This is a genomic window from Streptomyces purpurogeneiscleroticus (assembly GCF_020024005.1).
GTDB classification, from domain to species: domain Bacteria; phylum Actinomycetota; class Actinomycetes; order Streptomycetales; family Streptomycetaceae; genus Streptomyces; species Streptomyces purpurogeneiscleroticus.
Genome location: NZ_NHSG01000319.1, coordinates 1 through 26,581, shown reverse-complemented (window position 1 = coordinate 26,581; position 26,581 = coordinate 1). Strand labels below are relative to the sequence as shown.

Here is a 26,581-nt window from a genome sequence, read left to right as displayed (position 1 = left end):
GTGAGCGCCGTGCAGAGCAGGCATCACGGTGAGTACAAGGTGCCCGGCGGCAAGCTGGTCGTCGTCGATCTGGAGATCGCGGACGGCGTGCTGCGCCATGTCCGTGTCGCCGGGGACTTCTTTCTGGAGCCGGACGACGCGCTTCTGAAGATCAACGCGGCCCTGGAGGGCGCGCCCGCCGACACCGGCACCCGGGGCCTGGCCGACCGCATCGAGGCCGCGCTGCCCGAGGGCGTCGCCATGATCGGCTTCACCGCCGAGTCGGTCAGCGTCGCGGTCCGCCGGGCCGTCGCCCAGGCCACCGACTGGACCGACTACGACTGGCAGATCATCCACGAGCCGCCGCAGGCGCCCGCGCTGCACATGGCGCTGGACGAGGTACTGACCACCGAGGTCGCCGAGGGCCGGCGCCCGCCGACGCTCCGCGTCTGGGAGTGGGACCGCCCCGCCGTGATCATCGGCAGCTTCCAGTCGCTGCGCAACGAGGTGGATCCGGCGGGCGCGGAGAAGCACGGCGTCACGGTCGTCCGCCGGATCAGCGGCGGCGGCGCGATGTACGTCGAGCCCGGCAACACCATCACGTACTCGCTCTGCGTCCCCGAATCCCTGGTCCACGGCCTCACCTTCGCCGAGAGCTATGCCTATCTCGACGACTGGGTGCTCGGGGCGCTCGGCGACATGGGCATCAACGCCTGGTACAAGCCGCTCAACGACATCGCGACGGACGCCGGGAAGATCGCGGGCGCGGCCCAGAAGCGCGTGGTGGCGGGCTCCGGCGCTGTCCTGCACCACGTGACGATGTCCTACGACATCGACGCGGACAAGATGGTCGAGGTGCTCCGCATCGGCAAGGAGAAGCTCTCCGACAAGGGCACCACCAGCGCCAAGAAGCGCGTCGACCCGCTCCGCCGCCAGACCGGCCTCCCCCGCTCCGAGGTCATCACCCGCATGATCGCCTCCTTCCGCGCCCGCTACGGGGGCACGGACGGCACGGTGACGGACGAGGAATGCGCGCGGGCCCGCGAGCTGGCGGCGGGCAAGTTCAGCGACCCGGAGTGGACGGCCCGGGTGCCGTAGGCGCGACACCCGCGCGACGGTCGGCTGCGCGCGCCCGTGGACAGGCCGGGCGCGCGCCCGTAAAGGTCATGGCCAGAAACCTTCACGCACGACCCGCGGTCAGCAGAAGGGACGCCAGGACGACACCTTGCGGCCCTGAGGGCAAGCGACGCTGATGTATGCGTACCGGAGGGCGAGGAGAGCTGGTCTACGCCGGTGCGCCGCGCCGGGTTCCCGCCACTGCCCGCAGGACGTCGACCAGCGCCGCCACCGTGGGCCGGCACTCGGCGGAGGAGCGGAACACCACGACGATGTGGCGCTCGATCCGCTCGCGCAGCCGCACCACGTCGAAGTGCGAGGAGCGGAGCCTGAGCATCAGGTCCGTCACCGTACTGACCCCGATGCCCGCCTCGACCAGGGCCAAGGTGGCCGCGGTGTCGGTCACTTCGTGCCGTACGTCGGGCTCGATGCCCGCCCGGCGGCAGGCGGTGCGCACGGCGCGACCGTAATAGCTGTCGGCCGACGGCAGGATCCACCCCAGGTCCTGGGTGTCGGTCAGCGACACCTCGTCGCGGCCGTCCATCGATCCGGCGGGCACCGCCAGCGAGAACCGCTCCCGGTACAGGCGCAGCATGCGCAGCGCGGGATCGCGGCGGATGGGCACGTCCGGGTAGTCCAGGCCGAGTGCGAGATCCACGCCGCCGGACGCGACGGCGTCGTACACCTCGTCCACGTCCATGTCGCGGCTGTGCACCGTCAGTTCCGGATGAGCCGTGCGCACCCGCTGCAGGGCCGGCGGCAGGATCTCGGCCGCCGCCGTGGCGAACAGGCCGACCCGCAGCACCCCGGAGATCTCGTTGCGGCTGCGCTCCAGCGCCTCGACCGCCTCGGCCTCCGTGGACAGGATCCGCTCGGCGTGCCGGGCCAGCGTCCTGCCGGCGTCGGTCAGTTCCACCCGGCGCCCCACCCGGCACAGCAGCTCCATCCCGGTGGCCTTCTCCAGCGCGGCGATCTGCTGCGAAACCCCGCCGGGCGTGTACCCCAACGCCCGGGCCACCGCGGTGATGGTGCCGCGCCGGGTCAGCTCCACCAGGGACCGCAACTGGGAACTCGTCCAGTCCATGGAGAGAACCTAACCGTATAGAGATCCTGACAGGTCGGGCGCACGAACCATTCATAGACGTCAACGGTCCGGGTACTGCACGATGACGGCCAGACAGCTGATCAGCACTCTTCACCTTGCACTGAGCCACGCACGAGCCATGCACGGAAGGGATCGGCGCCTTGTCCACCTTCTCCTCCTCATCTGCCTTCCGCACCGTTCCGCCGACAGCCGAGGTCGTGATCATCGGCGGTGGCGTCATGGGCACCAGCACCGCGTTCCACCTGGCCGAAGCCGGAGTGCGCAACATCGTCGTGGTCGAACGCGGCGAGCTCGGCAGCGGCAGCTCGGGCAAGCCCATCGGCGGGATACGCGCCCACTTCTCCGACCCGCTCAACATCGAACTCGGCAGCCGGAGCCTGCGCGCCTACCAGGACTTCCCGCGCCGCCCAGGTGCCAACATCCGCCTCGACAACGTCGGTTACCTCTTCCTGCTCACCACCGATGAGCAGGCCGCCGGCTTCGAGAACAGCGTCCGGACCCAGAACAGCCTGAACGTCCCCAGCCGCATGGTCACCCCCGAAGAAGCCCGCCGGCTGTGTCCGTACGTCAGTACCGAAGGGCTGGTGGCCGCCGTCTTCTCACCCACCGATGGCCATGCCCGCCCCGGACTCGTGGTGCAGGGGTACGCGGACGCCGCGGCCCGGGCCGGCGTCGCCTTCGCCACTCACACCGCGGTGACCGGCATCGACGCGTCGGGCGACCGGGTCACAGCCGTACACACCGACCGGAGCACGATCGCCTGCTCCACCGTCATCTGCGCGGCCGGCGCCTGGTCGGGGCGGATCGGCGACATGGCAGGCATCGACCTGCCCGTACGGCCGGTACGCCGCCAGCTCGCCTTCACCGAGCCGCTGACGCCCCCGGCGCCCCGTATCCCCTTCACGATCGACTTCTCCTCCTCCGCCTACTTCCACAACAGCGACGACGGACTGCTGTTCGGCCTGGCCGATCCGGACGAACCGGACGGCTTCGACACCACGTGGACACCGGAGTGGCTCGGGCTCTTCCGGGACGTCGTACGGCACCGCGCCCCCGCGCTCGCCGGCATGAAGACGGTCGACGGCTGGGCCGGACTCTACGAGAACACCCCTGACCACAACGCGCTGATCGGACGCTCCGGCGAGCTGCACAACTTCCTTTACGCCACCGGATTTTCGGGCCACGGCTTCTTGCAGGCCCCCGCCGTCGGCGAGATCGTGCGCGACCTGTACCTCGGCCGCACGCCGTTCGTCGACATCTCCCCCCTCAGTGCCGACCGCTTCCGGTCAGGGGCCGGGATCCGCCCCGAAGCCCATGTGGTGTGACCCCTCGTGCGAAAGGCAGACCCTTCCATGATCAATCAGTGGCAGCTACGTGCCGCCTTCGCCGCCCGCCTCTCGGACATGTACGGACGCGAGGTACCCGCCTACACCACGCTCGTGGACGTCTCCCGCGAGGTCAACGAGGACGTGCTGCGGGCGCAGGGCGCCGACGCCGAACGGCTCGGCTCCATCAGCCGGGTGACCGCGGAGCGGCACGGCGCCATCCGCGTCGGCACCCCCGGCGAGATGCAGCAGGTCGCCCGCATCTTCGGCGCCCTGGGCATGCATCCGGTCGGCTTCTACGACCTGCGGGAAGCCGCCGCCAGCGCCGTGCCCGTCGTATCGACCGCGTTCCGCCCCGTCGACGGCGAGGAACTGGCCCGCAATCCCTTCCGCGTCTTCACCTCGATGCTCACCCCCGCCGACCCCCGGTTCTTCGACCCTGAACTCCGCTCCCGCCTGGAGACGTTCCTCGCCGGACGCGAACTGTTCCCGCCCGAGCTGCTCGCCCTGGCCGACCGGGCGGAGGCGGCGAAGGAACTCCCGGACGCCGAGGCCGAACGCTTCCTGCAGCTCGCCGTGCGGGCTTTCGAACTGTCCACCGAGCCGGTCGACAAGACCTGGTACGAGACCCTGGAGAAGGTCTCCGCCGTCGCCGCGGACATCGGCGGCGTACGCAGCACCCACATCAACCACCTCACCCCGCGCGTCCTCGACATCGACGAGCTCTACCGGCGCATGACCGACCGCGGCATCGAAATGATCGACACCATTCAGGGGCCGCCCGCCTGGAAGGGCCCCGACGTACTGCTGCGCCAGACGTCCTTCCGCGCGCTCTCCGAACCCCGCCCCCTGCGCCTTCCGGACGGCAGCGTGATCAGCGGCGCGCTGCGGGTGCGGTTCGGCGAGGTGGAGGCCCGTGGCATCGCCCTCACCCGCGAAGGCCGGGCCCGTTACGACCGCCTGCTCGGTCTCCTCGACGAGCGGGCGACCCGCGATCCCGGCGCCGACCGGGCCGAACTCGCCCGCGCACTGTGGACCGAGCACCTCCCCGACACCGAGCAGGCGCTCGCCGCGCAGGGCCTGGCGTACTTCACCTACCACCTCGCGCCCGACCGCCCGCGGGACGGCAGCCACCCGCCCACCGGCATCGGAGACCTTCTGGAGCAGGGCTGGGTACGCGCCGAACCCCTCGTCTACGAGGACTTCCTGCCCCGCTCCGCCGCCGGCATCTTCCAGTCCAACCTCAGCGACGGGGGCTCCAGGGACAACGACCGGGCGGGCGTCGCGTACGACAGCGACTGGCTCTCCGGCGCCATCGGCCGGGAGGTCCTGGACCCCTTCGCCCTGTACGAGCAGCAGCAGAACCGGTCCATCGCCCGAGTCGCCAGGGAATTGGCACTCGACGGCGCGCTCGGTTGATGCCACCTCAACTCCCTCACCGGATAAGGAGCATCATGACCACTCCCGCCGCCACCACCCTCCCCACCACCGAAGACCTGCGTGAGCGCGCCCGTACCGCCCTGGGGCGGGTCGGCGCCACCGTCCCGGAAGGCACCGGCCTCCAGGCCCGTTCGCCCCTCACCGGCGAGGACCTCTTCGGGCTCAGGGCCACCACCGCCGCCGGGACCGAGGAAGCCGTCACCGCCGCCCGCGCGGCCTTCCTCACCTGGCGCACCACCCCGGCTCCCCGCCGCGGCGACCTCGTGCGCCGCCTGGGCGAGTTGCTGCGCGAGCACAAGAGCGACCTGGCCGACCTCATCACCATCGAGGCGGGCAAGATCCGCTCGGAGGCGCTGGGCGAGGTCCAGGAGATGATCGACATCTGCGACTTCGCGGTGGGTCTGTCGCGCCGGCTCTACGGCCGCACCATCGCCTCCGAGCGCCCCGGTCACCGCCTCGCCGAGACCTGGCACCCCCTCGGCGTCGTCGGCGTCATCTCCGCCTTCAACTTCCCCGCCGCCGTCTGGTCCTGGAACACCGCGGTCGCCCTGGCCTGCGGCGACACCGTCATCTGGAAGCCGTCCGAGCTCACCCCGCTCATCTCGCTCGCCTGCGACCGGCTGCTGGACCGGGCCGCCGAGGACGTCGGCGCCCCGCGCGATGTGCACCGGCTGCTGCTCGGCGACCGCACCGTCGGCGAGCGGCTGGTGGACGACTCCCGTGTCGCCCTCGTCAGCGCCACCGGCTCCACCCGCATGGGCCGCGAGGTCGGCCCCCGCGTCGCGGCCCGCTTCGGCCGCAGCCTGCTCGAACTCGGCGGCAACAACGCCGCGGTCGTCGCCCCCTCCGCCGACCTCGACCTCGCCGTCCAGGGCATCGTCTTCGCCGCGGCCGGCACCGCGGGACAGCGCTGCACCACCCTCCGCCGCCTCATCGTCCACCGCGACATCGCCGACACCCTCATCGCGCGGCTGACCGCCGCGTACCAGAAACTCCCCATCGGCAACCCGTTCGACGAGACCACGCTCGTCGGCCCGCTCATCTCCCCCGCGGCGCTCGACGGCATGCAGGACGCCGTCGCCCGGGCCCAGGCCCAGGGCGGCAAGGTCCTCGCGGGCGGCAACCGCCGCCTGGCCGACGCCGCGCCCCGCGCCGCGTACGTCGAGCCGGTCATCCTCCGCGTCGACGACCAGACCGACGTCGTACGCGCGGAGACCTTCGCTCCCATCCTCTACGTACTGACCTACGACACCCTCGAAGAGGCCATCGCCCTGCACAACGACGTCCCGCAGGGCCTCTCCTCCAGCATCTTCACCCGCGACCAGCAGGAGGCCGAGCTCTTTCTCTCCGCCGAGGGCTCCGACTGCGGCATCGCCAACGTCAACATCGGCACCTCCGGAGCGGAGATCGGGGGCGCCTTCGGCGGCGAGAAGGAGACCGGCGGCGGCCGGGAATCCGGCTCCGACGCCTGGCGCGCCTACATGCGCCCGGCCACCAACACCATCAACTACTCCAGCCACCTCTCCCTCGCCCAGAACGTCAGCTTCCTTTAGCTCAACTCACTCCCCTCTCTTCCGCACAGACCCCATTACCCCGAAGATGGGTGCGCGTTCCACGCGTTCCATTAGCCTCTCCCCGACACACCGGCCACGGGGCGCCGGTGTCCCGTTCGCGGGCGGGAGAGCACTCCATGGGGGAGGAGTCCGTGCGTGACGATCTGGGGTTCGAGAAGTTGCTCGGCGAGGAGGGCTTCTTCTCGCACCTGTTCGGACGGTCGCCGTCGGGCGGCGGGCGCGAGCTGCTGTACGGCCCCGACCTTCCGGTAGTACTGCTCACCGGTGGCCCCGGCATGGGCAAGGGGCGGCTGCTGCGCGCGGTGCGGGACCGGTTCGCCACCAAGGTGCCGGTGATCTATCTGGACACCGGCTCCCCGGTCCACGCGGACCGGGCGGAGCCGGAGCCGGGCGCCCGCTCGGATGCGACCGAGGCCCTGGCCGAGGTCGCCCGGCGGCTGTGCACCTGGCAGGGGACGGGCGGCTCGTTCGCGTTCCCGCGGCTCTTCGCGGGCCTCGCGGTGATAGCGACCGGCGCCGCGGAGGGCACCCCCGAGGCGGTCGCGACGGAGGTCGAACGGTACGAGGAGCTGCCCCAGAGGGGGCGCCTCCGCGGCCTGGGCGGCGGCGACTTCTGGCGGGGCGTGATCCGCGGGAGCATCCGGAACCTGCTGACGACGCTGTCCGGGCAGGGGCTCGACCCGTACTCGGCGGCGGTGAGCAACGCGCTGCTGGACGCCCTCTTCGAGCGCCTGGCGCCCCGGGGCAGGGTGGAACTGGAGCGCATCTACGGCGCGTATCCCGGCGCCGCCGGCCAGCCCAAGCACGGACTGAGCAATCTCGCCGCCGACTTCCAGGCCGGCGGCGAGGCACGGGAACTGGCCGAAGGCTTCCTCTTCCGTGCGCTGCGCGAGGACCTGGAGGCGGCGTACGCCTCGGTGGTCGGCCGGCTGAGCAGGGTCGGCCGCCCGGGGCTGCTGCTGGATCACGCGGTGTCGCCCCTGGGCGAGCGGCTGCTGCGGGCCGTGCTCGCCGACCGCCGGAGCGGGCAGCGCGACCGCGTGGTGATCGTGGGCACCGCGCTCCGGGCGGACGGCGGCGCCTTCCTGCACGGCGGCCTGCCGCCGGAGGAGGTGGTATCGCCGGCGGAGTTCCGGCCCGCCAACGGCGGTCCGCCCGCGTGGTCCCGGCGCACGGACGCAGGCCCTGACCGGGCGCCGCTGGCCGACGGCGTACTGCTGCTGCGGATGCCGTTCCTCACCGGCGACCAGCTGCGCCAGGAGACCGAGCGCCGGCAGACGCGCGCCGAGCCGGAGGGCGGCGCCAACCGCCGCCGCATCGACGCCGCCGTGGCGCGGCTGAGCGGCGGACGGCCGCACACGGTGATCCGGCTCGCCGCGGCTGCCGCGGCCTTCCGGATGCCCGAGGACGCCAACGACCGGGACCTGCTGGCCGCCCCGCTGCTGCTCCCCGGCGACGGCACCACCGAGCGGCCGGTGACGGAAGTACTGCTCCAGGAACTGATCCTGGACCAGCTGCCGGTGGGGCTGCCGAGCGAGCACCGCGACCAGTGGCTGGACCTGCTCACGCATCTGTCGGTGGCGCACGACGAGGAATGCGCGGACGTCCTGCTGAGGCACCATCAGGCGGGACGGGTCCATCACCTGACGGTGCATCATGTGTCGCAGCTGCTCACCGACACCGGGTGGCCCAGCTGCGAGCGGCACTTCATCGGGGACTTCGGGCTGCGCCAGATGCTGGTGCACCGGCTGTACGGACTGCGCCCCGGCGCCGCCGCCTGGTACGCCGACCATCACCTGCTGCGGGACCACTACGCGCTGCGCGCGGCGGCGGGTGAGGAGGCGTCGGGCGGGGCGTTCCGGTCGGTCACGGCACACCGCATGAACCACCATCTCGTCTCCGGCGGTGCGGACGACGTGGCCCGCCATCTGGCCGCCACGCTGCCCGGGCGGCCCGAGGAGTGGTGCGCGGAGCTGCTGGAGATCGCTCAGGCACCGTACCCGGGCAGTGCGGACGCCCGGCGGGAGCGCGCCCAGGGCCTGGTGCCGGTGGACGGACCGGCGCTGCGGCGCACCGTCGACCAGCTGCTGCACGCGGTGTGGCTGTGCGAGGAGCGGACCAGGCCGACCGGAAAGGAGACGGCCCGCACGCTGGCCAAGCTGCTGGAACTCCTCTCGATCATGGAGTTCGACGGCGCGGGAAAGCTCAGCAGGACGGCGACCCACTGGAGCGGCCTGGCGGCGAACGAGCAACCGTTGCTGCGCTGCACCTGCACAGAGCAGCTGGGGCGAAGGAGATAACGGGGATGCCCATCTGGAAGAAGATCCTCTACGCGCTGCTGGGCGTGGGCGCGCTGGCCGGGTGTGTGTGGCTCGCGGTGCTCATCACCCACAAGCTGGACACCTGTACCGAAGGCATCGAGCGGGTCGGCGACGAGTGCATCGGCGTCAACGGCGAGGGCTACGACTTCGGCACGCCGGAGATCCGGGACGTGGCCCGGGCCATCGCGGCCCAGAACAAGAAGATCGACGGCGAGCCGCACGTCACGGTGGCGGTGATGCTGCCGCTCCAGTCGGACCGGGCGGCGCTGCGCCGGCAGATGCGCAGCGACCTCCAGGGCGCGTACCTGGGACAGCGGCAAGCCAATGAGGGCGAGGGCGAGCCGCCCAAGATCCGGCTGGTGCTGGCCAACCCCGGGCGGGACTACAAGCAGCAGGAGAAGGTGGTGGACACCCTGCTGCGGATGGCCGACTCGCCCACGGACCGGCTGCGCGCCGTCACGGGCTTCAACCTCAGCCTCGGTACCACCGAGAAGGCCGTCAAGCGGCTGACGCAGCACAAGATCCCGGTGCTCGCCTCGCGGATCAGCGGGGACCGGATCGCGAACGAGGACCGGACGGACGGGACGGCGAAGCTGCGGTTCCCGGGCCTCGCCCGGATCATCCCCACCAACCACGACGCGGCCCAGGCGCTGGCCAACTTCAACGGCGAACGGGGCCGGGAGAACCGCCGGACCGTACTGGTCTACGACCAGCGCAAGGACGGCTACAGCGAGTCGCTGGCGAAGGCGTTCAGCGGGATAAAGGAGAAGGGCCCGGCCGGCCCGGCCGCGATGCCCTTCGAGTCCCCGGCCATCGACGAGGCGGGCTCGACCGGCAACCGATTCGCGCAGACGGCCAACAACATCTGCGATTCCGGCGCCGACACCGTGTACTTCGCGGGCCGCACGCTGCACCTGCGGATCTTCGCGCTCAAGCTCGCCCAGGTGGACTGCAAGAACCGGCACTACACCATCGTCAGCGGCTCCGACGCCGCCTCGCTGCGGCAGGACATGACGGAGCAGAACTGGGCCCAGCTGCGCGGCGCCGACGGCGAGCCGAAGGTGACGGTGCAGTACGCGGCGCCCGCGCATCCGGACGCCTGGAGCACCGAGCTGGCCGACTGGCACCGGAAGTGGGAGGCCGACCACAAGCGCAAGCCCACCGAGGCGGAGCTCCCCCAGTACCTCACCGAACCCCTGGCGGCCCTGGACACCCTGAAGAAGCGGATCGAGAGCACGCGCGGCGAGGGCGTGCGGCTCGGCTCCGAGCCGAATCTCCAGGACTCCCGGACGATGCTGGTGTACGACGGACTCATCACCATCGGCAAGGCGCTGCACCAGGCACAGAAGGGCGGCGCCGAGGCGGTACCCAGCCGTGAGGACGTCGGCAGGCAGTGGTCGCTGCTCCAGTCCCGCCACCGCGTGCGGGGCACGAGCGGTCTGATCTGCCTGACCAGCGGCGGCAACGCGTACGACAAGCCGGCCGCGGTGGTCCGGCTGGACCCGGGCCGGAAGGGCCTGGGCCAGCTGAAGTTCGTCGGCCTGGGCTGGCCCACGGGCCAGGAACAGCCGAAGAACTGCGTGATTCCCAGCAGCGCTCCCTAGTGCGTGGCAGCGCTCCCTAAGGCGTGTCCGAGGGGTCTCCGCGGCGGCGGGCCATCAGTGCCGTGTACAGCACCAGTGACGCGCCGAGGCCCACCGCCCAGCCGTAGTCCGCGAGGGGACGGAGGAAGGGGAGCAGGCCGTCGGCGGGGAACGGGCCCTTCCCCGGCGCCGAGTAGGAGCCGCCGACCGCGAGGAGGCCGCCCACGGCGAAGGCGAGGACGGCCCGCCAGTTCCAGCCGGCCGAGTACCAGTAGCGGCCGCCCGGGCGGTAGAGGTCGGCGAGGTCGAGGACAGTGCGGCGGATGATCCAGTAATCCGCGATCAGGATGCCGGCGACGGTGCCGAGGAGGCCGCCGACCACCCCGAGCCAGGTGAAGATGTACAGCTCGGGGGTGGCGGTGAGCTTCCACGGCAGGACGAGGACGCCGATCACGCCGGTGATCAGCGCGCCGCTGCGGAAGGTGAGGAAGCGCGGGGCGAGGTTGGCCAGGTCGTACGCCGGGGAGACCACGTTGGCCGCGATGTTGACGCTGATCGTCGCGACGAGGACCGTGACCAGCGCGAAGAGCAGGCCGAAGACGCTGTCGGCCTTGCCCGCCAGGGCCACCGGATCCCAGATCGGCACGCCGTACACCGCCTGGGAGCCGGAGGTCACCAGGACCGAGAGCAGCGCGAAGGCCGTCATGGTGGTGGGCAGTCCGAGCGTCTGCCCCCAGACCTGGGCCCGCTGTCCGGCGCCGAAGCGCGTGAAGTCCGGGATGTTGAGGGAAAGCGTCGCCCAAAAACCAATCATGCCCATCAGGGACGGGAAGAAGACCGGCCAGAAGTCCGTGCCCCAGCCCAGGGTGCCCGGCTGGTCCAGGAGGGGGCCGAGGCCGCCCGCCTTCGCCGCGATCCAGGCGAGCAGGGCCACGGCGCCGACCAGGACGAAGGGCGCCGCCCAGTTCTCGAAGCGGCGCAGGGTCTCCATGCCGCGCGCGATGATGGCCAGTTCGAGCGCCCAGAAGACCGCGAAGCAGAGCCACAGGGTCCAGGGATACCCGGCGACGGGCGCGGCCTTCTCCCACCCCCCGCCGAAGATCTTGCCGAGCAGGATGTAGATGCCCTGGCCGCCGATCCACGTCTGGATGCCGAACCAGCAGCAGGCGACGGCAGCCCGCAGCAGCGCGGGGAGGTTCGCCCCGCGCAGTCCGAAGGACGCGCGGGCCAGCACCGGAAACGGGATGCCGTACTTCGGTCCCGCGTGCCCCGTCAGCAACATGGGAAGCAGCACGATGACGTTCGCGAGGGCGATGGTGAGGACGGCCTGTCTCCAGTCCATGCCCAGCGCGACCAGGCCGGAGGCCAGCGTCCAGGAAGGGATGTTGTGAGCCATGCCGACCCAGAGCGCGGCGAAGTTGTAGGTGGTCCAGTGGCGGTCGGCGGCGGGCACGGGAAGCAGGTCGGCGTTGGCGAAGCGGCCGTGGGCGGGTATCGCGTCCGGTGGCAGCTCGACCCGGCCGTCCGGGTCCGGCCGCCCGTCGCCCCGGCTGTCCGCCGGCACCGTGGGCGTGTTCACTCCCCCGCCAGCGTCGGAATGATGTGCTCGCCGTACGCGTCGATCGTGGTTTCCTTCGCGTCGTGCATCGCGTACAGGGCGAACTGGTCGACGCCCAGGGCGCGCAGGGCGCGGAGCTTTTCGAGGTGGGCCGCGGGCGTGCCGAGGAGGCAGAAGCGGTCGACGATCTCGTCCGGCACGAAGGCGGTGTCGGGGTTGTCGGCGCGTCCGTGGTGCGCGTAGTCGTAGCCCTCCCGCGTCTTGATGTACGCGGTCAGCTCCTCGGGGACCATGCCGGAGTGCTCGCCGTACCGGCTCACCAGGTCCGCGACGTGGTTGCCGACCATGCCGCCGAACCACCGGCACTGTTCGCGGGCGTGCGCCAGGTCGTCGCCGACGTACGCGGGCGCCGCCACGCAGATGGTCAGCGCGTCCGGGTCGCGCCCGGCCTCGGTGGCCGCGTCCCGCACCGCTTTGACCATCCACTCGGTCAGGAAGGGGTCGGCGAGCTGGAGGATGAAGCCGTCGGCGAGCCGGCCGGCCATGGCCAGTGCCTTGGGCCCGTACGCGGCCATCCAGACGGGCAGCTTCCCGTCGCGGACCCACGGCAGCCGCAGCGGCTTGCCGTCCACCATGGCCTCGCGGCCCTCGGCGAGGTCGCGGATGACGGGAATGGCCTGGCCGAGGCGGGCGAGGGTGTTCGGGCGGCGGCCGGCGACCCGCATCGCCGAGTCGCCGCGGCCGATGCCGCAGACCGTGCGGTTGCCGTACATCTCGTTCAGGGTGGCGAAGGTGGAGGCGGTGACCTCCCAGGTGCGGGTGCCGGGGTTGGTGACCATGGGGCCCACGATCAGCCGCTCGGTGTGTTCGAGGATCCGGCCGTGGATGACGAAGGGCTCCTGCCAGAGCACGGCGGAGTCGAAGGTCCAGCCGTAGCGGAAGCCCTGCCGTTCGGCGCGGCGCATGAGCCCGACCACGGCCGAGCCGGGCGGGTCGGTCTGCAGGACGACTCCGAAGTCCATCGCTTCAACTCCCTGCTATAGAGCCGGTGATGACTGACGTCCCGGGTGAGGGCCGGTGCGCCCGGGTCAGGAGAGGTACTGGGAGGTGGCCCGCGGCACGTACTGCCCGTGCCCCGCCCGTCCGGTGAACTCCCGGCGCTCGATGACCACTTCACCGCGGGAGAGCACAGTCTCCACCCGACCGGTCACCCGCCGCCCCTCGTACGCGGAGTAGTCCACGTTCATGTGGTGGGTTTCGGCCGACATGATCTGCTCGGCGTGCGGGTCGTAGATGACGATGTCGGCGTCGGCGCCGGGCGTGATCGTGCCCTTCTTCGGATACAGCCCGAACATCCGGGCCGGCGCGGCGCAGGCGATCTCGATCCAGCGGCGGCGGCTGATATGGCCGTCCAGCACCGCCTGGTGGAGCAGGTCCATGCGGTTCTCGACGCCGGGCATGCCGTTCGGAATTTTCGAGAAGTCGCCGCGCCCGAGCTCTTTCTGACCACGGAAACAGAAGGGGCAGTGATCGGTGGAGACGACCTGAAGGTCATTGGTACGCAGCCCGCGCCAGAGCGCCGCCTGGTGTTCCCGCGGCCGCAGCGGCGTACTGCAGACGTATTTGGCGCCCTCGAAATCGGGCTCGGCGAGATTGTCGGTGGAGAGGAAGAGGTACTGCGGACATGTCTCCCCGAATACGGGAAGCCCTTTGTCGCGGGCCTGCGTCAGTTCTGCGACGGCTTCCTCGGCGGACACATGGACGACGTAGAGCGGCGCCCCGGCCACCCTGGCGAGCTGAATCGTACGGTGGGTCGCCTCGGCCTCCAGCAGCGTGCGCCGCACCTCACCGTGATAGCGCGGATCGGTCCTGCCCTCGGCCAGCGCCTGTTCCACGAGTACATCGATGGCGATGCCGTTCTCCGCATGCATCATCACCAGCCCACCGTTCCCGGCGGCCCGCTGCATAGCACGCAGAATCTGCCCGTCGTCGCTGTAGAACACTCCCGGGTAGGCCGTGAACAATTTGAAGGAGGTCACCCCCTCCCCCACCAGCAGGTCCATTTCCTTGAGGGTGTGCTCGTTCACGTCGGAGAGGATCATGTGGAACGCGTAGTCGACGGCGCACTGCGCGTCGGATTTCGCGTGCCACTGGTCGAGGCCGTCGCGCAGCGATTTTCCGCGGGACTGCACGGCGAAGTCGATGATGGTGGTCGTGCCGCCCCAGGCCGCCGCCTGGGTGCCGGTCGCGAAGGTGTCGCTGGAGGCGGTCCCGCCGAACGGAAAGTCCATGTGCGTGTGGGCGTCGACGCCGCCCGGGATGACGTACTTGCCGGTGGCGTCGATGACCCGGTCGGCCGATTCCGACCAGCCGAGCGCGTATTCGGGGCCGTGCGCGGCCAGTGCGACCACCCGGCCGCCCTCGACCAGGACATCGGCATGGATCTCGTCGGCGGCGGTGATGACCAGCCCGCCGCGGATGACCGTACGACTCACAGTCCTGCTCCTTCCGCCGACCCTGACACCGCGTCACGGCCGTTCTACACACGTAGAGTGCGGCCGGATTCACAGACGGTAGAAGCATGACACCCGGGCGGGCAATACCGGCGCCACTGTCCCGCCGGAACGAGTGCGCCGCTCCGGCCCACTCTCCCCCCTCACCCGTTACGCACGGTGAGCAGTGAGTGCGCAGTGTCATAATCCCGGCCTCGGAGTGCACACCCGCCCATCTGCGGCAAAGATGGAGAAACACCGTGAGGCGCGAGGAGGCGGCATGGACAAGCAATCGCGGCCCGAGCCCGAGGATCTCACCACTCCGGACCGCAGCCTGCACAGCGGTCCGTCGGCCGACGCCACCCCCGAGGACCTGGTCATGGCCACCGGGCGTGACCTGACGCCCAAGAATCTGGAGTGGGCACGCCGCAAACTGGCCGCCGAGGGGCAGGCGGCAGTGGAGAAGATCCTGCCCTGAAGAGCCGCGACGGCCCGCCGGCACCACACCGGCGGGCCGTCCGCGCGTTTCAGGCGAGGCCGTCCGCGCGCCTCGGCCGACGGCGTCCGCGCGCGTCAGCCGACGGGCTCGGGGCGCGGGACCCGGATTGCCGAGGTGCCGAGGCCGGTGGGGACCGGTGGGCGCCACCCGCCGGCCGCGTCGGGGCCGCCGGGCCGCTCCGGCCGCTCCGGCCGCTCCGGAGTGTGGTGCCGGACGAGGTCCGACTCCTTGTAGCGGTGGCAGTCGTAGTGCCACTTGAGGATGCCGGACATCCAGTCGCCCAGCTCGGCGATGTAGGTGCCCAGGTCCTTCCTCGCCTCGGCGCCCAGGCCGAAGTCGTCGTAGAGCACCGGTAGTTCGTACGCCACGATGTGCTCGAACTGGTCCAGCCTGCTGTTCATGAGGTCGTCGACGATGCGCAGCCCGGTCGGGTAGTCGACGTCGAAGAAGTTCTGCACGACGAGGATCGCGTTGTGCACCTCGCCCTCGTACTCGATCTCCTTCTGGTACGAGAAGACGTCGTTGAGCAGGCAGGCGTAGTCGATGACGGCGTTCTCCATGGCCCGCCACGGCCCGCTCTCGTAGATCTCGGCAGGCACGGTGTTGCCCTGGTTGATGCGGGACAGGGTCAGCGTCATGTCGGAGCCGAAGGTGTGGCGCCGCATCTCGATGTAGTCGACCGGGTCGGGGATGCGGTTCTGCACCATGTTGTCCAGCTCCCAGAGCCAGCTCCTGGTCATCACCCGCACGGAGTCCCGGAAACGGCGGCGGCTCTCCGGGCTCATCGGGCCCGCCGTGCGCTGCCACAGGTCGGCGAGGCCGCGCTCCAGCGCGTGGGTGGCCGGCGGGGCCGGGGTGCAGTCCAGCGGCATGCAGGCCGCCAGCCGCTCGTCCATCGCCTTGGCCCCGGCCAGGTCGCCGCGGCGCCCGAAGACCACGGGGTAGTAGTCGTCGCCGTACGTCCCCCAGGCGAGCCATGCGGAGCTGAGGTCGAGCTCCTCCAGGGTGGCGTCCGGGTCCAGCCCTGCGGCGCACAGCGGCAGGTCGTAGTCGAGGAGCTTCTCCTCGGTCCAGACGCCCGAGCCGGGGATGCCGGGCTGCTCCTCCAGGATGCCCATCCGGTGGGCCCACTCGACGATGTTCTTCCGGGAGGTGTCCAGGTGCGGGCAGAGCTGACCGGGCAGCGGCTGTCTGAAGTCCGGCAGCCGGGAGGGGCCGACCTTCTGGAACGGTACGTGCGTGAAGGTGCGGGCGCGCGCTGCCTCGGCGCGCGCCGTGGTCGGCGCCGTCGGCGTGACGTCCAGCGCGGCCAGGCCCAGGGCGCCCAGCGGCAGCGAGAAGAAGCGCCGCGGGGCCTCGGCTGCCGCGCCCTCCCCCGCGCCGTTCATGTACCGGCTGGAGACCATGTGCCATTCCTGGCCGCCGGACTGCCAGTCCTGCAGGCCCTTGACGTACGCGAGGACCCTGGCCTGCTCGTCCGGGGTGAGCGCGAACTCGGTGAAGAGCGGCTGCAGTTCGGTGAGCGCGGTGTGCTCGAACTGCTGGAGGCGTGAGGTCAGCAGGTCGTTGACCGCGTCGGCGGCCTCCTGGGTCGAGCAGTCCAGGAACCGCTCCAGGACGAGGATGCCGTTGCTCAGCTCGCCCTCGTCCTCGACCTCGCGCTGGTAGGAGAAGATGTCGTTGCGCAGGTGCACGGCGTCGGAGAAGGCGTCGCGCAGCACGCGCAGCGGCCGGGAGGCCGCGATCCGGTCGGGGACCTCGGCCTTGGCCGCGTACTCGATCAGCCCGGCCGACCAGGGCGCGCCGCCGACCTTGCGGCGCATCTCGATGTACTCCACCGGATTCGACACCCGGTGGGCGTTGATGTTCGCCAGCTCCCAGAGGGATTCGTTGAGCAGATTGACCGTGCTCTCCGAGAAGCGCTCGCGCCAGCCCGGGGACATCGCGGGGACCGTGCGGGCCCACAGGTCGGCGAGGCCGGCCTCGACCGGGTTGGTCGGCTCGGGCATCCCCTCCGCGAGGTCCATCGGCATGAAGGCGGGCAGCCGGTCGAGGTACGCCTTGCCGCCCTTGCGGTCGCCGGAGCGCTTGAAGGTCTCCAGGAAGTGGTCGTCGAAGAAGAAGACCCAGACGTACCAGTCGGTGACCAGGGCGAGATCGTCGGCGGAGCAGTCGGGGTGGGTGTAGGCGCAGAGCAGTGCGTAATCGTGCGCGTCGAGGTCCCGCTGCTCCCAGATCCCGGACCCCTCGAGCATCTTCATCTCGCGCGCCCATTGACTGCTGTGCGTGCGGGCCGCTTCGACGTGTGGGTTCAGGCGCGCCGGATACGGCGTGTAGAAATCCGGCAGTTGGAAGGGCTGTGTCACGATCCCCGGCCTTTCTCGACGGTGCCGGGGGGCGGGCAAGGCGGGCACCCTTGCGGATGCCCGCGCCCCCCGGCGTGCGTCCGGGAACTACCCAGCCGGTGGACCGAAAAGCGGGATACCGGAGGAGTCACCCGGACGAGTGATCGAAAAGGTGCCGTACCGGGTGCCGGTTCAGCGCACGTTGATCGCGGCCCAGGCGGCGTTCACGGCCTGGTACTCGGCGCTGGAGGCACCGTAGAGGTCGCTCGTCGCCGAGAGCGTGGCGGTGCGGGCGGCCGCGTAGTTGGTCGTGGACGTCATGTACGTGGTGAGCGCCCGGTACCAGATCTTCTCGACCTTGGCGCGGCCGATGCCGCTGACCGCCTTGCCGTCGTAGGTCGGGCTGTTGTAGCTCACGCCGTTGATGGTCTTGGCGCCGCTGCCCTCGGAGAGCAGGTAGTACCAGTGGTTGGCCGGGCCCGAGGAGTAGTGGACGTCGATCCGGCCCAGGTCCTTGGACCAGTAATCGCGCGAGACGCCGTCCTTGCTGGGCTTGTCCATGTAGCGCAGCGGGGTGCCGTCGCCGTTGATGTCGATCTTCTCGCCGATGAGGTAGTCGGCCGCGTCGCTGCTGTTGTTGGCGTACCACTCGACGGAGGTGCCGAAGATGTCGGAGGTGGCCTCGTTGAGGCCGCCGGACTCGCCGCTGTAGCGCAGGTTCGCGGTGTTGGAGGTGACGCCGTGGCTCATTTCGTGTGCCGCCACGTCCAGGGAGGTGAGCGGGTTGGCGTTGCCCGCGCCGTCCCCGTAGGTCATGCAGAAGCAGCTGTCGGACCAGAAGGCGTTGACGTAGTTGTTGCCGTAGTGGACGCGGCTGTACGCGCCCACGCCGTCGCCCTTGATGCCGCTGCGGCCCAGCACGTTCTTGTAGAAGTCCCAGGTGGTGGCGGCGCCGTAGTGGGCGTCGACGGCGGCGGACTGGCGGCCGCCGCCCCAGACGTCGTCGGCGTCGTGGAAGAGGGTGCCGGTGCCGGAGGTGCCCTGGTTCAGGTCGTAGGTCCGGTGGCCGCCGCGGGCGCCGTCCTTGAGGTCGTAGCCGGACCCGGTGGACGTGGTACCGAGGGTGACCGTGCCGTTGTAGTCACCGGTGCCGGTGCCGGTCTCGATGCGCTCGTCGGCGAAGAGCTGCTTGCCGGTGGCGGCGTCGGTGACGACGTGCAGTTCGCTGGGGGTGCCGTCCTTCTGGACGCCCTTGACGACGGTCTCGTAGGCGAGGACGGGCTTGCCGGTGGCCGCCCAGATCACCTTGCGCGGGGCCTGCGGCGCGTCGGTCTTCGTGTTCTTCTCGGCCGCCGAGGTCTTCAGCGCGCTCTTCTCGGCGCTCGCCGCGGGCAGTTCGGCCGTGGTCGTCGGCACGGCTATTCGTGCCTTGACCGCCTTGGTGACCTTGCGGTCGCCGTTCTTCTTCTCGTGCACGACGAGGTCGCCGCCGAGGACCGGCAGGCCGTCGTAGGTCCGCTCGTAGCGGGTGTGCACGGTGCCGTCGGCGTCCTTGATGACGTCCCGGGCGACCAGCTTCTCCTTGCCGCCGAGGCCGATGGCGCGGGCGGTGGCGGCGGCGCCGGACTGGGCGTCCTGTACGGCCGCGGCGCGCTGGCCCGGCGACAGGGCGACGGCGCCGGCCTCCCGGTCGCTCTGAGCGCCGGCCGGGGCGCTCTGGACGCCGAGCACGACCGTGGCCGCCGAAGCGACCAGGGCGACGGCACGGAGGGCGGACTTACGTCTGTGGGCAGAGCCTCTCACTCGGTCTCCTTGGTACGGGGCCGCGGGGTGGCGGCCCGTCGAGGGGGGTGGACGGCCATGGGTAGCGGCCGCCCGCTCATACGAGTCGTACGGAGTGGTGCGGGTGGTGCGAGGCGGAGCACGGACCGCGCGAACACGCGCGGAACCAGACCCTCCTGTTGTGAAGCAGCAGTTGGGCCGGAGAGAGCGTGCCACTTCCTGACCGTTTCCGACAGATAAGCAACGAGAATTTGACCGCCCGTTATCCGTACAGCGATCACCGCGCCACGGTCACCTGCTCCGCAGACGCTGCCCCGTGGGCGAGTCCGGACGGTCCAGGAGGCCCCGCGGCGCGCCGCTGAACAGGACTTCGCCGCCGCGCCTGCCGCCCTCCGGGCCGAGGTCGATCACCCAGTCCGCGTGCCGGACGACGTCCATGTCGTGCTCGATGACCAGCACGGTGTTCCCGGCGTCGACCAGCCGGTCCAGCAGCGCCAGCAGCCCGTCCACATCGGCCCTGTGCAGCCCGGTCGTCGGCTCGTCCAGGACGTACACCCCGCCGGTGCGGTCCAGGTGCGTGGCGAGCTTGAGGCGCTGCCGCTCGCCGCCCGAGAGCGAGGACACCGCCCGGCCGAGCGGCAGATACCCGAGGCCCACGTCGTTCATGGCGGCCAGCGGGGCACGCATCACCGGCTCCCCGGCCAGGAAGTCCCGGGCCTGCTCGGCCGTCATGTCCAGCACGTCGGCGACCGACCTGCCCCGCACGGTCATCGCCAGTACGTCCTCGTGGAAGCGCCGCCCGCGGCACGCCTCGCAGGTCCGGGTGACCGGGTCCATGAACGCCAGGTCGGTACGGATCTCGCCGCGGCCGCCGCAGGTCCCGCACGCGCCCGCGGAGTTGAAGCTGAACAGGCCGGGCGCGACGCCGTGCGTACGGGCGAAGAGCCTGCGCAGCGGGTCCATGAGGCCGAGGTACGTGGCCGGGGTGGAGCGCGACGATGCCCCGATGGCGCCCTGGCCGACGACGATCGCCTCCGGGTACCGCGCCGGGAGCGCCTCGGTGGCCAGCGTGCTCTTGCCCGAGCCCGCCACCCCCGTGACGGCCGTCAGCACCCCCGTGGGCACGGCGACGGACACGTCCTTCAGGTTGTGCAGCGTCACGCCCTCCAGGGGCAGCAGCCCCGCGGGCTCCCGGACCGCGGCCTTGAAGCCGGCCGTGCGGCGCAGCGCGCGGCCGGTCGCGGTGTCCGCCTCCTTGAGCCCCTCGACCGTGCCCTCGTACACCACCCGGCCGCCGTGCGTGCCCGCTCCGGGGCCCATGTCGACGACGTGGTCGGCGACGGCGATGACGTCCGGGTCGTGCTCGACCACCAGGACCGTGTTGCCGTGGTCCCGCAGCCGCAGCAGGAGGGTGTTGAGCCGCGCGACGTCCCTCGGGTGCAGTCCGATGCTCGGCTCGTCGAAGATGTACGTCATGCCGGTCAGGCTGGAGCCCAGGTGGCGTACGGTCTTCAGGCGCTGGCCCTCGCCGCCCGAGAGGGTGGCGGTCTCCCGGTCCAGGCTCAGGTAGCCGAGGCCGATGTCGACGACGCGCTCCAGGGAGGCCACGGCGCGCGCGGCGACCGGCCCGCCCACCGGGTCCTCGATGCCCTTCAGCACGGCGATCAGCTCGTCCGCCTCCAGCGCCGTCATCTCCGCCAGGGTCAGCCCCGCCACCTGGGTCTTGCGGGCGGCCGCGGCCAGCCGCGCGCCTCCGCACTCGGGGCAGACGTCCTCGCGCACGAAGCGGCGCACGGCGTCCCGCAGCCGCTCGCTCAGCCCTGAGACGTCGCGGTTGACGTACTGCCGGTGGAAGCCGACCACCAGCCCCTCGTACGAGTTGTCGTTGCGGGCGCGGGCCCGCCGCACCTTGCGCCCGGTGTCGTCGTACAGCAGCAGCTCGCGCTCCGCTTCGGTGTACTCGGCCAGCGGCTTGTCCGGGTCGAACAGGCCCGTCTCCGCGAACATCTGCCACCAGGCGCTGCCCACGCCGACCATCGGCAGCCGGATCGCCCCCTCGTTCAACGACTTCGTTCGATCCAGGGCCCGTTCGAGATCCAGGCGCACCACCTTGCCGAGCCCGTCGCACTCCGGGCACATCCCCGCCGGATCGTTGAACGAGTACGCGGACGCCTCCCCCGCGCTCGGCGTGCCGCAGCGCGAGTACAGCACCCGCAGCATCGGGTGGATGTCGGTCATGGTGCCGACCGTGGAGCGGGCGTTGCCGCCGACCGGGCGCTGGTCCACCACGACCGCCGGGGAGAGCCGCTCGATGGTGTCCGCCTTCGGGCGCTCGTGTTTCGGCAGGCGGTTGCGCACGTACCAGCCGAAGGTCTCGCCGAGCTGCCGCTGCGACTCCACGGCGATCGTGCCGAAGACCACCGAGGACTTGCCGGAGCCGGAGACCCCGGTGAAGACGGTGAGCCGGCCGCGGGGGATCTCCAGCGTGAGGTCCTTCAGGTTGTGCTCGCGGGCCCCGGTGATGCGGATGCTGTCTGTCGCCATGCCTCGCACGGTAGGAAGGAAGCAGGACAGTCCCTGTCCTGCTTCGCTGCCACCCTGGAGGGCGTGAGCGCGCCATGAGTGACACCCCGGCCCGGCTGCTGAAACTGCTCTCCCTGCTGCAGACCGGGCGCGAGCACACCGGGCCCGAACTGGCCGGCCGGCTCGGCGTGTCCGAGCGGACCGTCCGCCGGGACGTCGGCCGGCTGCGCGACCTTGGGTACCCGGTGGACGCGACGATCGGCGCCGTCGGGGGCTACCGGCTCGCCGCCGGTACGGCCATGCCGCCGCTGCTCCTGGAGGACGACGAGGCGGTGGCCATCGCCATCGGGCTGCACGCGGCGGCGGGCGGCGCGGTGACCGGTGTGGCGGAGACCTCGGTGCGCGCCCTGGCCAAGCTGGAGCAGGTACTGCCCGCCCGGCTGCGCCGCCGCGTCGCCGCCCTCCAGGAGGCCACCGACCCGCTGTACGGGCTGCTCACCGCCGGCGGCACCCCGCCTGCCACGGACCCCGCCGTACTGGGCGTACTGGCCGCCGCGTGCCGCCGCCGGGAGCGGCTGCGCTTCACGTACGCGGCGCGCGACGGCGCCACCGGACGGCGGCACACCGAGCCGTACCGCCTGGTGAGCGCCGACCAGCGGTGGTACCTGGTCGCGTACGACCTGGACCGCGCGGACTGGCGGACGTTTCGCGCCGACCGGGTGCGCGAGCCGCTGGCCACCGGGGCGCGGTCCGCAGAGCGCGCGCTGCCCACCGAGGACGCGGCGTCCTACGTCGCCGAGTCGGTCACCGGTCACCGCGCCCGGCACCGCGCGGTGGTGATCCTGCACACCTCGGCCGAGGACGCCGCGCGGCGGGTGCCCCCGGGCGGCGGGGTGCTGGAGCCGCTGTCCGCCGACCGCTGCCGCCTGCTGACCGGCGGCGACGCGCTGGACTGGCTCGCCTTCCGACTTGCCCTGCTGGACGTTGCGTTCGAGGTGCAGGAGCCGCCCGAGCTGATCGCGTACCTGCGGAAGCTGGGCGGCCGGATGGTGGCCGCGGCGGGCGGCCACCATCCCTGAGAGCCCGTGTCGGAATCCGACCGTGCGGGCGGTCTACCAGATCGCGTCGACCCACTCCGGGTGGTCGATGAACGGGTTCCGGTTGTGCTGGTACTTGTCGAAGATGACCTGGTTGCGGTTCTTCTCGAAGTCGTCCGGCGGGTCCTGCTCGCTCCAGGTCTTCAGGACGCTGAGCCGGCCGATGGCGGGCGCGGAGCCGTTGTCGACCTGGTCGTTGGGCTCCAGGTCGGCGAAGCCGTCGTCCCCGTCGTAGCGGACGGCCATGTAGAGGATCATGCGGGCCACATCGCCCTTGACCGCGTCGCGGGGCTCGTAGGAGTCGTCGTCGGTGTAGTTGCCGGGCGCCTCGCCGACCTCGCTGCCGCCGTTGTCGAAGTCCTTGTTGCCGCGGGTGCTGTTGACCGAGACATCGGTCGGGCGGAGGTGGTGGATGTCGGTGCCGGGCCCCGTCGAGGTGCCGAAGTCGCCGTGCGACTTGGCCCAGACGTGCTCGCGGTTCCACTGGTCGGGGTCGCCGCCGTTGTCGTCCTTGCTCTGCGATCGGCCGGTGTAGAGCAGGATGACGTTCGCGGGGTCCTGGTCGGTGGCCTTCAGGGCGTCCCAGACCTGGTCGTAGCTGAGCTTGCTGACCCCGGAGCTGATGATCGTGTGCAGCGCGGACTTGAGCTCGGGGCCGGTCTTGCCGAGCGCGTCCTTGTAGTACGTGTCGTCGTACGCGGTGGTGTCGTACGCGGTGGCGGTGGTGCGGTGCGAAGGGGCGGGCTCGGGGACCGCGGTGGCCGGTACCTGGACGGCCAGGCCGAGCAGCGCGGTGCCGGTGAGTGCCGTGACGATTCTGCGCCGAGCGGTGGTACGGGATATGTCCACGAGTGGTGTCCTCTCCCCCATGCGCGTGGGCCGGCCCGCGGAAGTGTGGGGGGTGCGGGCCGAGGCCGGCCGACGGTCTGTCGGCCGCAGGCATGCTGCCACTCCGGCATCACCACGGTGTGACCTTTGCGGCATGAAGGCGTGTCAGAAGTGTGGAGATCTACGGGTGTAGAGCGCCACAAGTGATCAGAGGACCGGGCCTGCCGCCCCTCAGGGGGAGATCTCCGCCAGTTGCGGGAACGTCTGGGAGAGCAGGACGCACAGCAGCGAGACGAGCACCGCGGCCGCGATCACCCCGAGGCAGCCCAGCACGTCCCGCAGCGTGCTCGCGAGCGGGCCGAGACGGGAGCGGAGCGGATGGTCGCGCAGCGGGAGCGGGCGGCTGCCCCGGGACACACTGGACATGCCTCAGTGTCGCCGGACCCCGTCGCACCGCCGTTCGTTTTCGGCTCGGCCACGACGGGGCACGGAGTGCCGCGACCAGGGGGTATGACCCGGCTGCTCACATGTTGATCATGTGGCCGGCGAGCCCGTGCACGGCCTCCTTCACCGCCTCGCCCAGCGTCGGGTGTGCGTGGACGTTGCGGGCCACTTCATGGACGGTCAGGTCCCACTGCTGGGCCAGCGTCAACTCCGGCAGGAGTTCGGTGACTTCGGGGCCGATGAGGTGGGCGCCGAGCAGTTCGCCGTAGCGCGCGTCGCTGAGGATCTTCACAAAGCCGACGCTGTCGCCGAGGCCGTGCGCCTTGCCGTTCGCGGTGAACGGGAACTTCGCGACCTGGACGTCGAAGCCCTGCTCACGGGCCTGCGCCTCGGTCCACCCGAAGCTGGCGATCTGCGGCTGGCAGTACGTCGCACGCGGGATCATCACGTAATCCAGCTCCATGGTCTCCGCGTCCGCGATCGTCTCGGCGGCGACGATGCCCATGGACTCGGCGGCGTGCGCGAGCATCAGCTTCGCGGTGACATCACCGATCGCGAAAATGTGCGGGACGTTCGTACGGCAGCGGCCGTCCACGTCGATGGCGCCGCGCTCGGTGAGCCGTACGCCGGTGTTCTCCAGGCCGTAGCCCTCGACGCGCGGCTGGAAGCCGATCGCCTGCAGGACCTTGTCCGCCTCCAGCGTCTGCCGCTGCTCACCCGTGCTGACGTGCACCTTCACGCTGCCACTGCCGTCGTCGTCGATGGCCTCGACGCGGGTGGAGGTGAGCAGGTCGATACCCAGGCGCTTGTACCGCTTGGCCAGTTCGGCGGAGACGTCGGCGTCCTCCAGCGGCACCAGCCGGTCCAGGAATTCCACGATCGTGACGTCCACGCCGTAGTTGCGCAGTACGTACGCGAACTCCACGCCGATCGCCCCGGCGCCCGCGATGACGATGGAGCGGGGCAGCTCGTCGCTGAGGATCTGCTCCTCGTACGTCACCACCCGCTCGCTCAGGGAGGTGCCCGGCAGCAGCTTGGTGGTGGCCCCGGCGGCGATGATGCAGTGCGTGAAGGTGACCGTCTCCGAGCCGCCGTCGGAGAGCGCGACCTGCAGGGTGTTCGGGTCGGTGAAGGTGCCGCGGCCCTCGTACTGCGTGATCTTGTTCTTCTTCATGAGGTAGTGCACGCCCTTGACGCGCCCGTCCGCGACCTTGCGGCTGCGGGTGAAGGCCGCGCCGTAGTCGAAGGTCACCGCACCGCTCGCCTGGATGCCGAAGGTCTTGGCCTCCTGCGTGAAGAGGTGCGCGAGCTCCGCGTTGCGCAGCAGGGCCTTGGAGGGGATGCAGCCCACGTTCAGGCAGACCCCGCCCCAGTACTTCTCCTCGATGATCGCCACACTGCGGCCGAGCTGGGCCGCGCGGATCGCGGCGACGTAGCCACCGGGGCCCGCGCCGAGGACGACGACGTCAAAGTGTGCACTCATACGGGCAGCGTAGGTCGGCACCGGTCGTGTGCGCAGGGCGTTGAGGGGACGCCGAGTAGGCCGTTCGGCGCACCGCGTCCGGAAAGGGGGAAGCCCCGGCCAGACGGGGGAAGCCGGCCGGGGCTGGTGTGTGGGGCGCGGCCGCGGATACCGCGGGGGCGCCGGAGTGCGAGGTCAGCGGCGGTGCGTCGCCGTCCCTCACTTCTTTTGAATAGTAAACCATCGTTCGCGGCAGCCGCGAACCGGGCCCGGGGTGGCACCGGGGGACGGGCAGCGCGCCTTCCCGGCCCGCGCAGGGCCGCCGGGCGGCGCCGCGGGGCCGCCATGATCGGCTGGATCCGTCCGCCGTGGGGCGTGCGCCGGTCGCCCTCCGGGTGCCCGCTCCGGCAGCGCGTACGCCCGTGAGCGCCGGTCGCCCCCTGAGGTGCGGGTGTTCACTCCGTCACAGCGGGTCGGCAAACGGGTCCCGGATGGTTGGGGCGTGGGCGAGCGGGAATGACCGCTCCCGTCGGCAGGCCGTGTGGATCGCACCGGCCACGGTGGAGGGGTCGACGCGCTGACCGTACGCCCTCCGCCACCGTCAAGGGAGGGAGTGAGACCCATGAACGCGAACAGGAACCGCGCCGCGCGCGTCGAGTACGCGTTGCCACGGGAGGTCGCGTCGGCCCGCTGGGCCAGGAGGTTGACCAGCGGCTTCCTCGGCCACCCGGAAATGCCCGACGGCGTGTCCGGCCGGGTGGACGAAGCAGTACTCATCGTGTCCGAGCTGGTCACGAACGCCGTGCGGCACGGCAACAGCCGCTGCCGGCTGCGCCTCAGTGCCGCGGCGAGCGGCGTCACCATCGAGGTGCACGACGACAGCCCGCGTACCCCCACCGTCCAGCCGCTCAGCGACGAGGCGGTCGGTGGCCGGGGCATGGCCATCGTGGGACTGCTGTCCCGGCAGTTCGACATCACCGCGGACCGCGGCGGCGGCAAGACCGTACGGGCGGTCCTCGCGGGCACGTGAAGAGCCGTGGACAGCGCATCGGCCGACGCGCCGCACGGCGCACCACCGGGGCCCGGACCCCGCCCCACCACCTCGGCC

The 26,581-nt window shown here is 71.2% G+C and carries 19 protein-coding genes; 9 read left to right on the top strand and 10 right to left on the bottom strand.

Annotated features, from left to right (window positions below; translation table 11 throughout):
* Positions 1–9 precede the first annotated feature (9 nt).
* Positions 10–1,077: a lipoate-protein ligase LplAB gene (gene lplAB, locus CCS38_RS20745; RefSeq protein ID WP_223734809.1), complete on the top strand. Its 1,068-nt coding sequence runs from the start codon at positions 10–12 to the stop codon at positions 1,075–1,077.
* A 187-nt stretch (positions 1,078–1,264) separates the two neighbouring features.
* Here lplAB and CCS38_RS20740 read toward each other — a convergent pair whose 3' ends face one another.
* Positions 1,265–2,179 carry a LysR family transcriptional regulator gene (locus CCS38_RS20740; RefSeq protein WP_223734808.1) on the bottom strand — a complete coding sequence of 305 codons (915 nt, stop codon included), beginning with the start codon at positions 2,177–2,179 and terminating at the stop codon, positions 1,265–1,267.
* A 161-nt stretch (positions 2,180–2,340) separates the two neighbouring features.
* On the opposite strand from CCS38_RS20740, the gene CCS38_RS20735 reads away from it, so the two are divergent.
* From CCS38_RS20735 to CCS38_RS20715, 5 genes are all read left to right on the top strand, one after another.
* On the top strand, positions 2,341–3,525 hold the full coding sequence (locus tag CCS38_RS20735; RefSeq protein ID WP_223734807.1) for an NAD(P)/FAD-dependent oxidoreductase: 1,185 nt from the start codon (positions 2,341–2,343) through the stop codon (positions 3,523–3,525).
* A 27-nt stretch (positions 3,526–3,552) separates the two neighbouring features.
* Positions 3,553–4,944: a 2-oxoadipate dioxygenase/decarboxylase gene (gene hglS, locus CCS38_RS20730; protein WP_223734806.1), complete on the top strand. Its 1,392-nt coding sequence runs from the start codon at positions 3,553–3,555 to the stop codon at positions 4,942–4,944.
* A gap of 35 nt (positions 4,945–4,979) precedes the next feature.
* Positions 4,980–6,518, top strand: coding sequence for an L-piperidine-6-carboxylate dehydrogenase (gene amaB, locus CCS38_RS20725; protein WP_223734805.1), 1,539 nt, complete (start codon positions 4,980–4,982; stop codon positions 6,516–6,518).
* Between the two features lie 152 nt (positions 6,519–6,670).
* Complete coding sequence (locus tag CCS38_RS20720) at positions 6,671–8,839, top strand: hypothetical protein (protein ID WP_223734804.1); 2,169 nt, start codon at positions 6,671–6,673, stop codon at positions 8,837–8,839.
* Positions 8,840–8,844: 5 nt separating this feature from the next.
* Positions 8,845–10,464 (top strand): ABC transporter substrate-binding protein, encoded by a 1,620-nt coding sequence (locus tag CCS38_RS20715; RefSeq protein WP_223734803.1) that lies wholly within the window; start codon positions 8,845–8,847, stop codon positions 10,462–10,464.
* Between the two features lie 16 nt (positions 10,465–10,480).
* On the opposite strand, the gene CCS38_RS20710 is transcribed toward CCS38_RS20715, so the two are convergent.
* From CCS38_RS20710 to hydA, 3 genes are all read right to left on the bottom strand, one after another.
* Complete coding sequence (locus tag CCS38_RS20710) at positions 10,481–12,022, bottom strand: NCS1 family nucleobase:cation symporter-1 (protein WP_223734802.1); 1,542 nt, start codon at positions 12,020–12,022, stop codon at positions 10,481–10,483.
* Positions 12,019–13,023: a TIGR03842 family LLM class F420-dependent oxidoreductase gene (locus tag CCS38_RS20705; RefSeq protein ID WP_223734801.1), complete on the bottom strand. Its 1,005-nt coding sequence runs from the start codon at positions 13,021–13,023 to the stop codon at positions 12,019–12,021. The genes CCS38_RS20710 and CCS38_RS20705 overlap by 4 nt, the downstream gene beginning before the upstream one ends.
* 66 nt (positions 13,024–13,089) lie before the next feature.
* Entirely contained in the window at positions 13,090–14,496 is a 1,407-nt protein-coding gene (gene hydA, locus CCS38_RS20700; protein ID WP_223734800.1) for a dihydropyrimidinase, read from the bottom strand.
* A gap of 277 nt (positions 14,497–14,773) precedes the next feature.
* Here hydA and CCS38_RS20695 point away from each other — a divergent pair, with 277 nt between their 5' ends.
* Positions 14,774–14,971 carry a hypothetical protein gene (locus tag CCS38_RS20695; protein ID WP_030252762.1) on the top strand — a complete coding sequence of 66 codons (198 nt, stop codon included), beginning with the start codon at positions 14,774–14,776 and terminating at the stop codon, positions 14,969–14,971.
* A 95-nt stretch (positions 14,972–15,066) separates the two neighbouring features.
* On the opposite strand, the gene CCS38_RS20690 is transcribed toward CCS38_RS20695, so the two are convergent.
* The 3 genes from CCS38_RS20690 to CCS38_RS20680 form a co-directional block, all read right to left on the bottom strand.
* Entirely contained in the window at positions 15,067–17,358 is a 2,292-nt protein-coding gene (locus tag CCS38_RS20690) for a terpene synthase family protein (RefSeq protein WP_223734799.1), read from the bottom strand.
* A gap of 171 nt (positions 17,359–17,529) precedes the next feature.
* A complete protein-coding gene (locus tag CCS38_RS20685) occupies positions 17,530–19,140 on the bottom strand; it encodes a M4 family metallopeptidase (protein ID WP_223734798.1) in 1,611 nt (536 codons plus the stop codon).
* A 270-nt stretch (positions 19,141–19,410) separates the two neighbouring features.
* The gene (locus CCS38_RS20680) at positions 19,411–21,663 is read right to left on the bottom strand and encodes an ATP-binding cassette domain-containing protein (protein ID WP_223734797.1); all 2,253 of its coding nucleotides are present in this window, start codon (positions 21,661–21,663) and stop codon (positions 19,411–19,413) included.
* A gap of 74 nt (positions 21,664–21,737) precedes the next feature.
* Between CCS38_RS20680 and CCS38_RS20675 the strand changes: the two genes are divergently transcribed.
* Positions 21,738–22,721 (top strand): helix-turn-helix transcriptional regulator, encoded by a 984-nt coding sequence (locus CCS38_RS20675; RefSeq protein WP_223734796.1) that lies wholly within the window; start codon positions 21,738–21,740, stop codon positions 22,719–22,721.
* A gap of 33 nt (positions 22,722–22,754) precedes the next feature.
* Here the strand turns inward: CCS38_RS20675 and CCS38_RS20670 are convergent, their stop codons facing one another.
* The 3 genes from CCS38_RS20670 to lpdA all read right to left on the bottom strand — a co-directional run bounded on the left by CCS38_RS20670 (position 22,755) and on the right by lpdA (position 25,494).
* Positions 22,755–23,609, bottom strand: coding sequence for an endonuclease I family protein (locus CCS38_RS20670; protein WP_263302362.1), 855 nt, complete (start codon positions 23,607–23,609; stop codon positions 22,755–22,757).
* Between the two features lie 189 nt (positions 23,610–23,798).
* Positions 23,799–23,993, bottom strand: a complete 195-nt coding sequence (locus tag CCS38_RS20665; RefSeq protein WP_223734794.1) for a hypothetical protein — start codon at positions 23,991–23,993, stop codon at positions 23,799–23,801.
* Between the two features lie 97 nt (positions 23,994–24,090).
* Positions 24,091–25,494, bottom strand: a complete 1,404-nt coding sequence (gene lpdA, locus CCS38_RS20660; RefSeq protein WP_223734793.1) for a dihydrolipoyl dehydrogenase — start codon at positions 25,492–25,494, stop codon at positions 24,091–24,093.
* Positions 25,495–26,095: 601 nt separating this feature from the next.
* On the opposite strand from lpdA, the gene CCS38_RS20655 reads away from it, so the two are divergent.
* The gene (locus tag CCS38_RS20655) at positions 26,096–26,503 is read left to right on the top strand and encodes an ATP-binding protein (RefSeq protein ID WP_223734792.1); all 408 of its coding nucleotides are present in this window, start codon (positions 26,096–26,098) and stop codon (positions 26,501–26,503) included.
* The last annotated feature ends 78 nt before the right edge of the window (positions 26,504–26,581 follow it).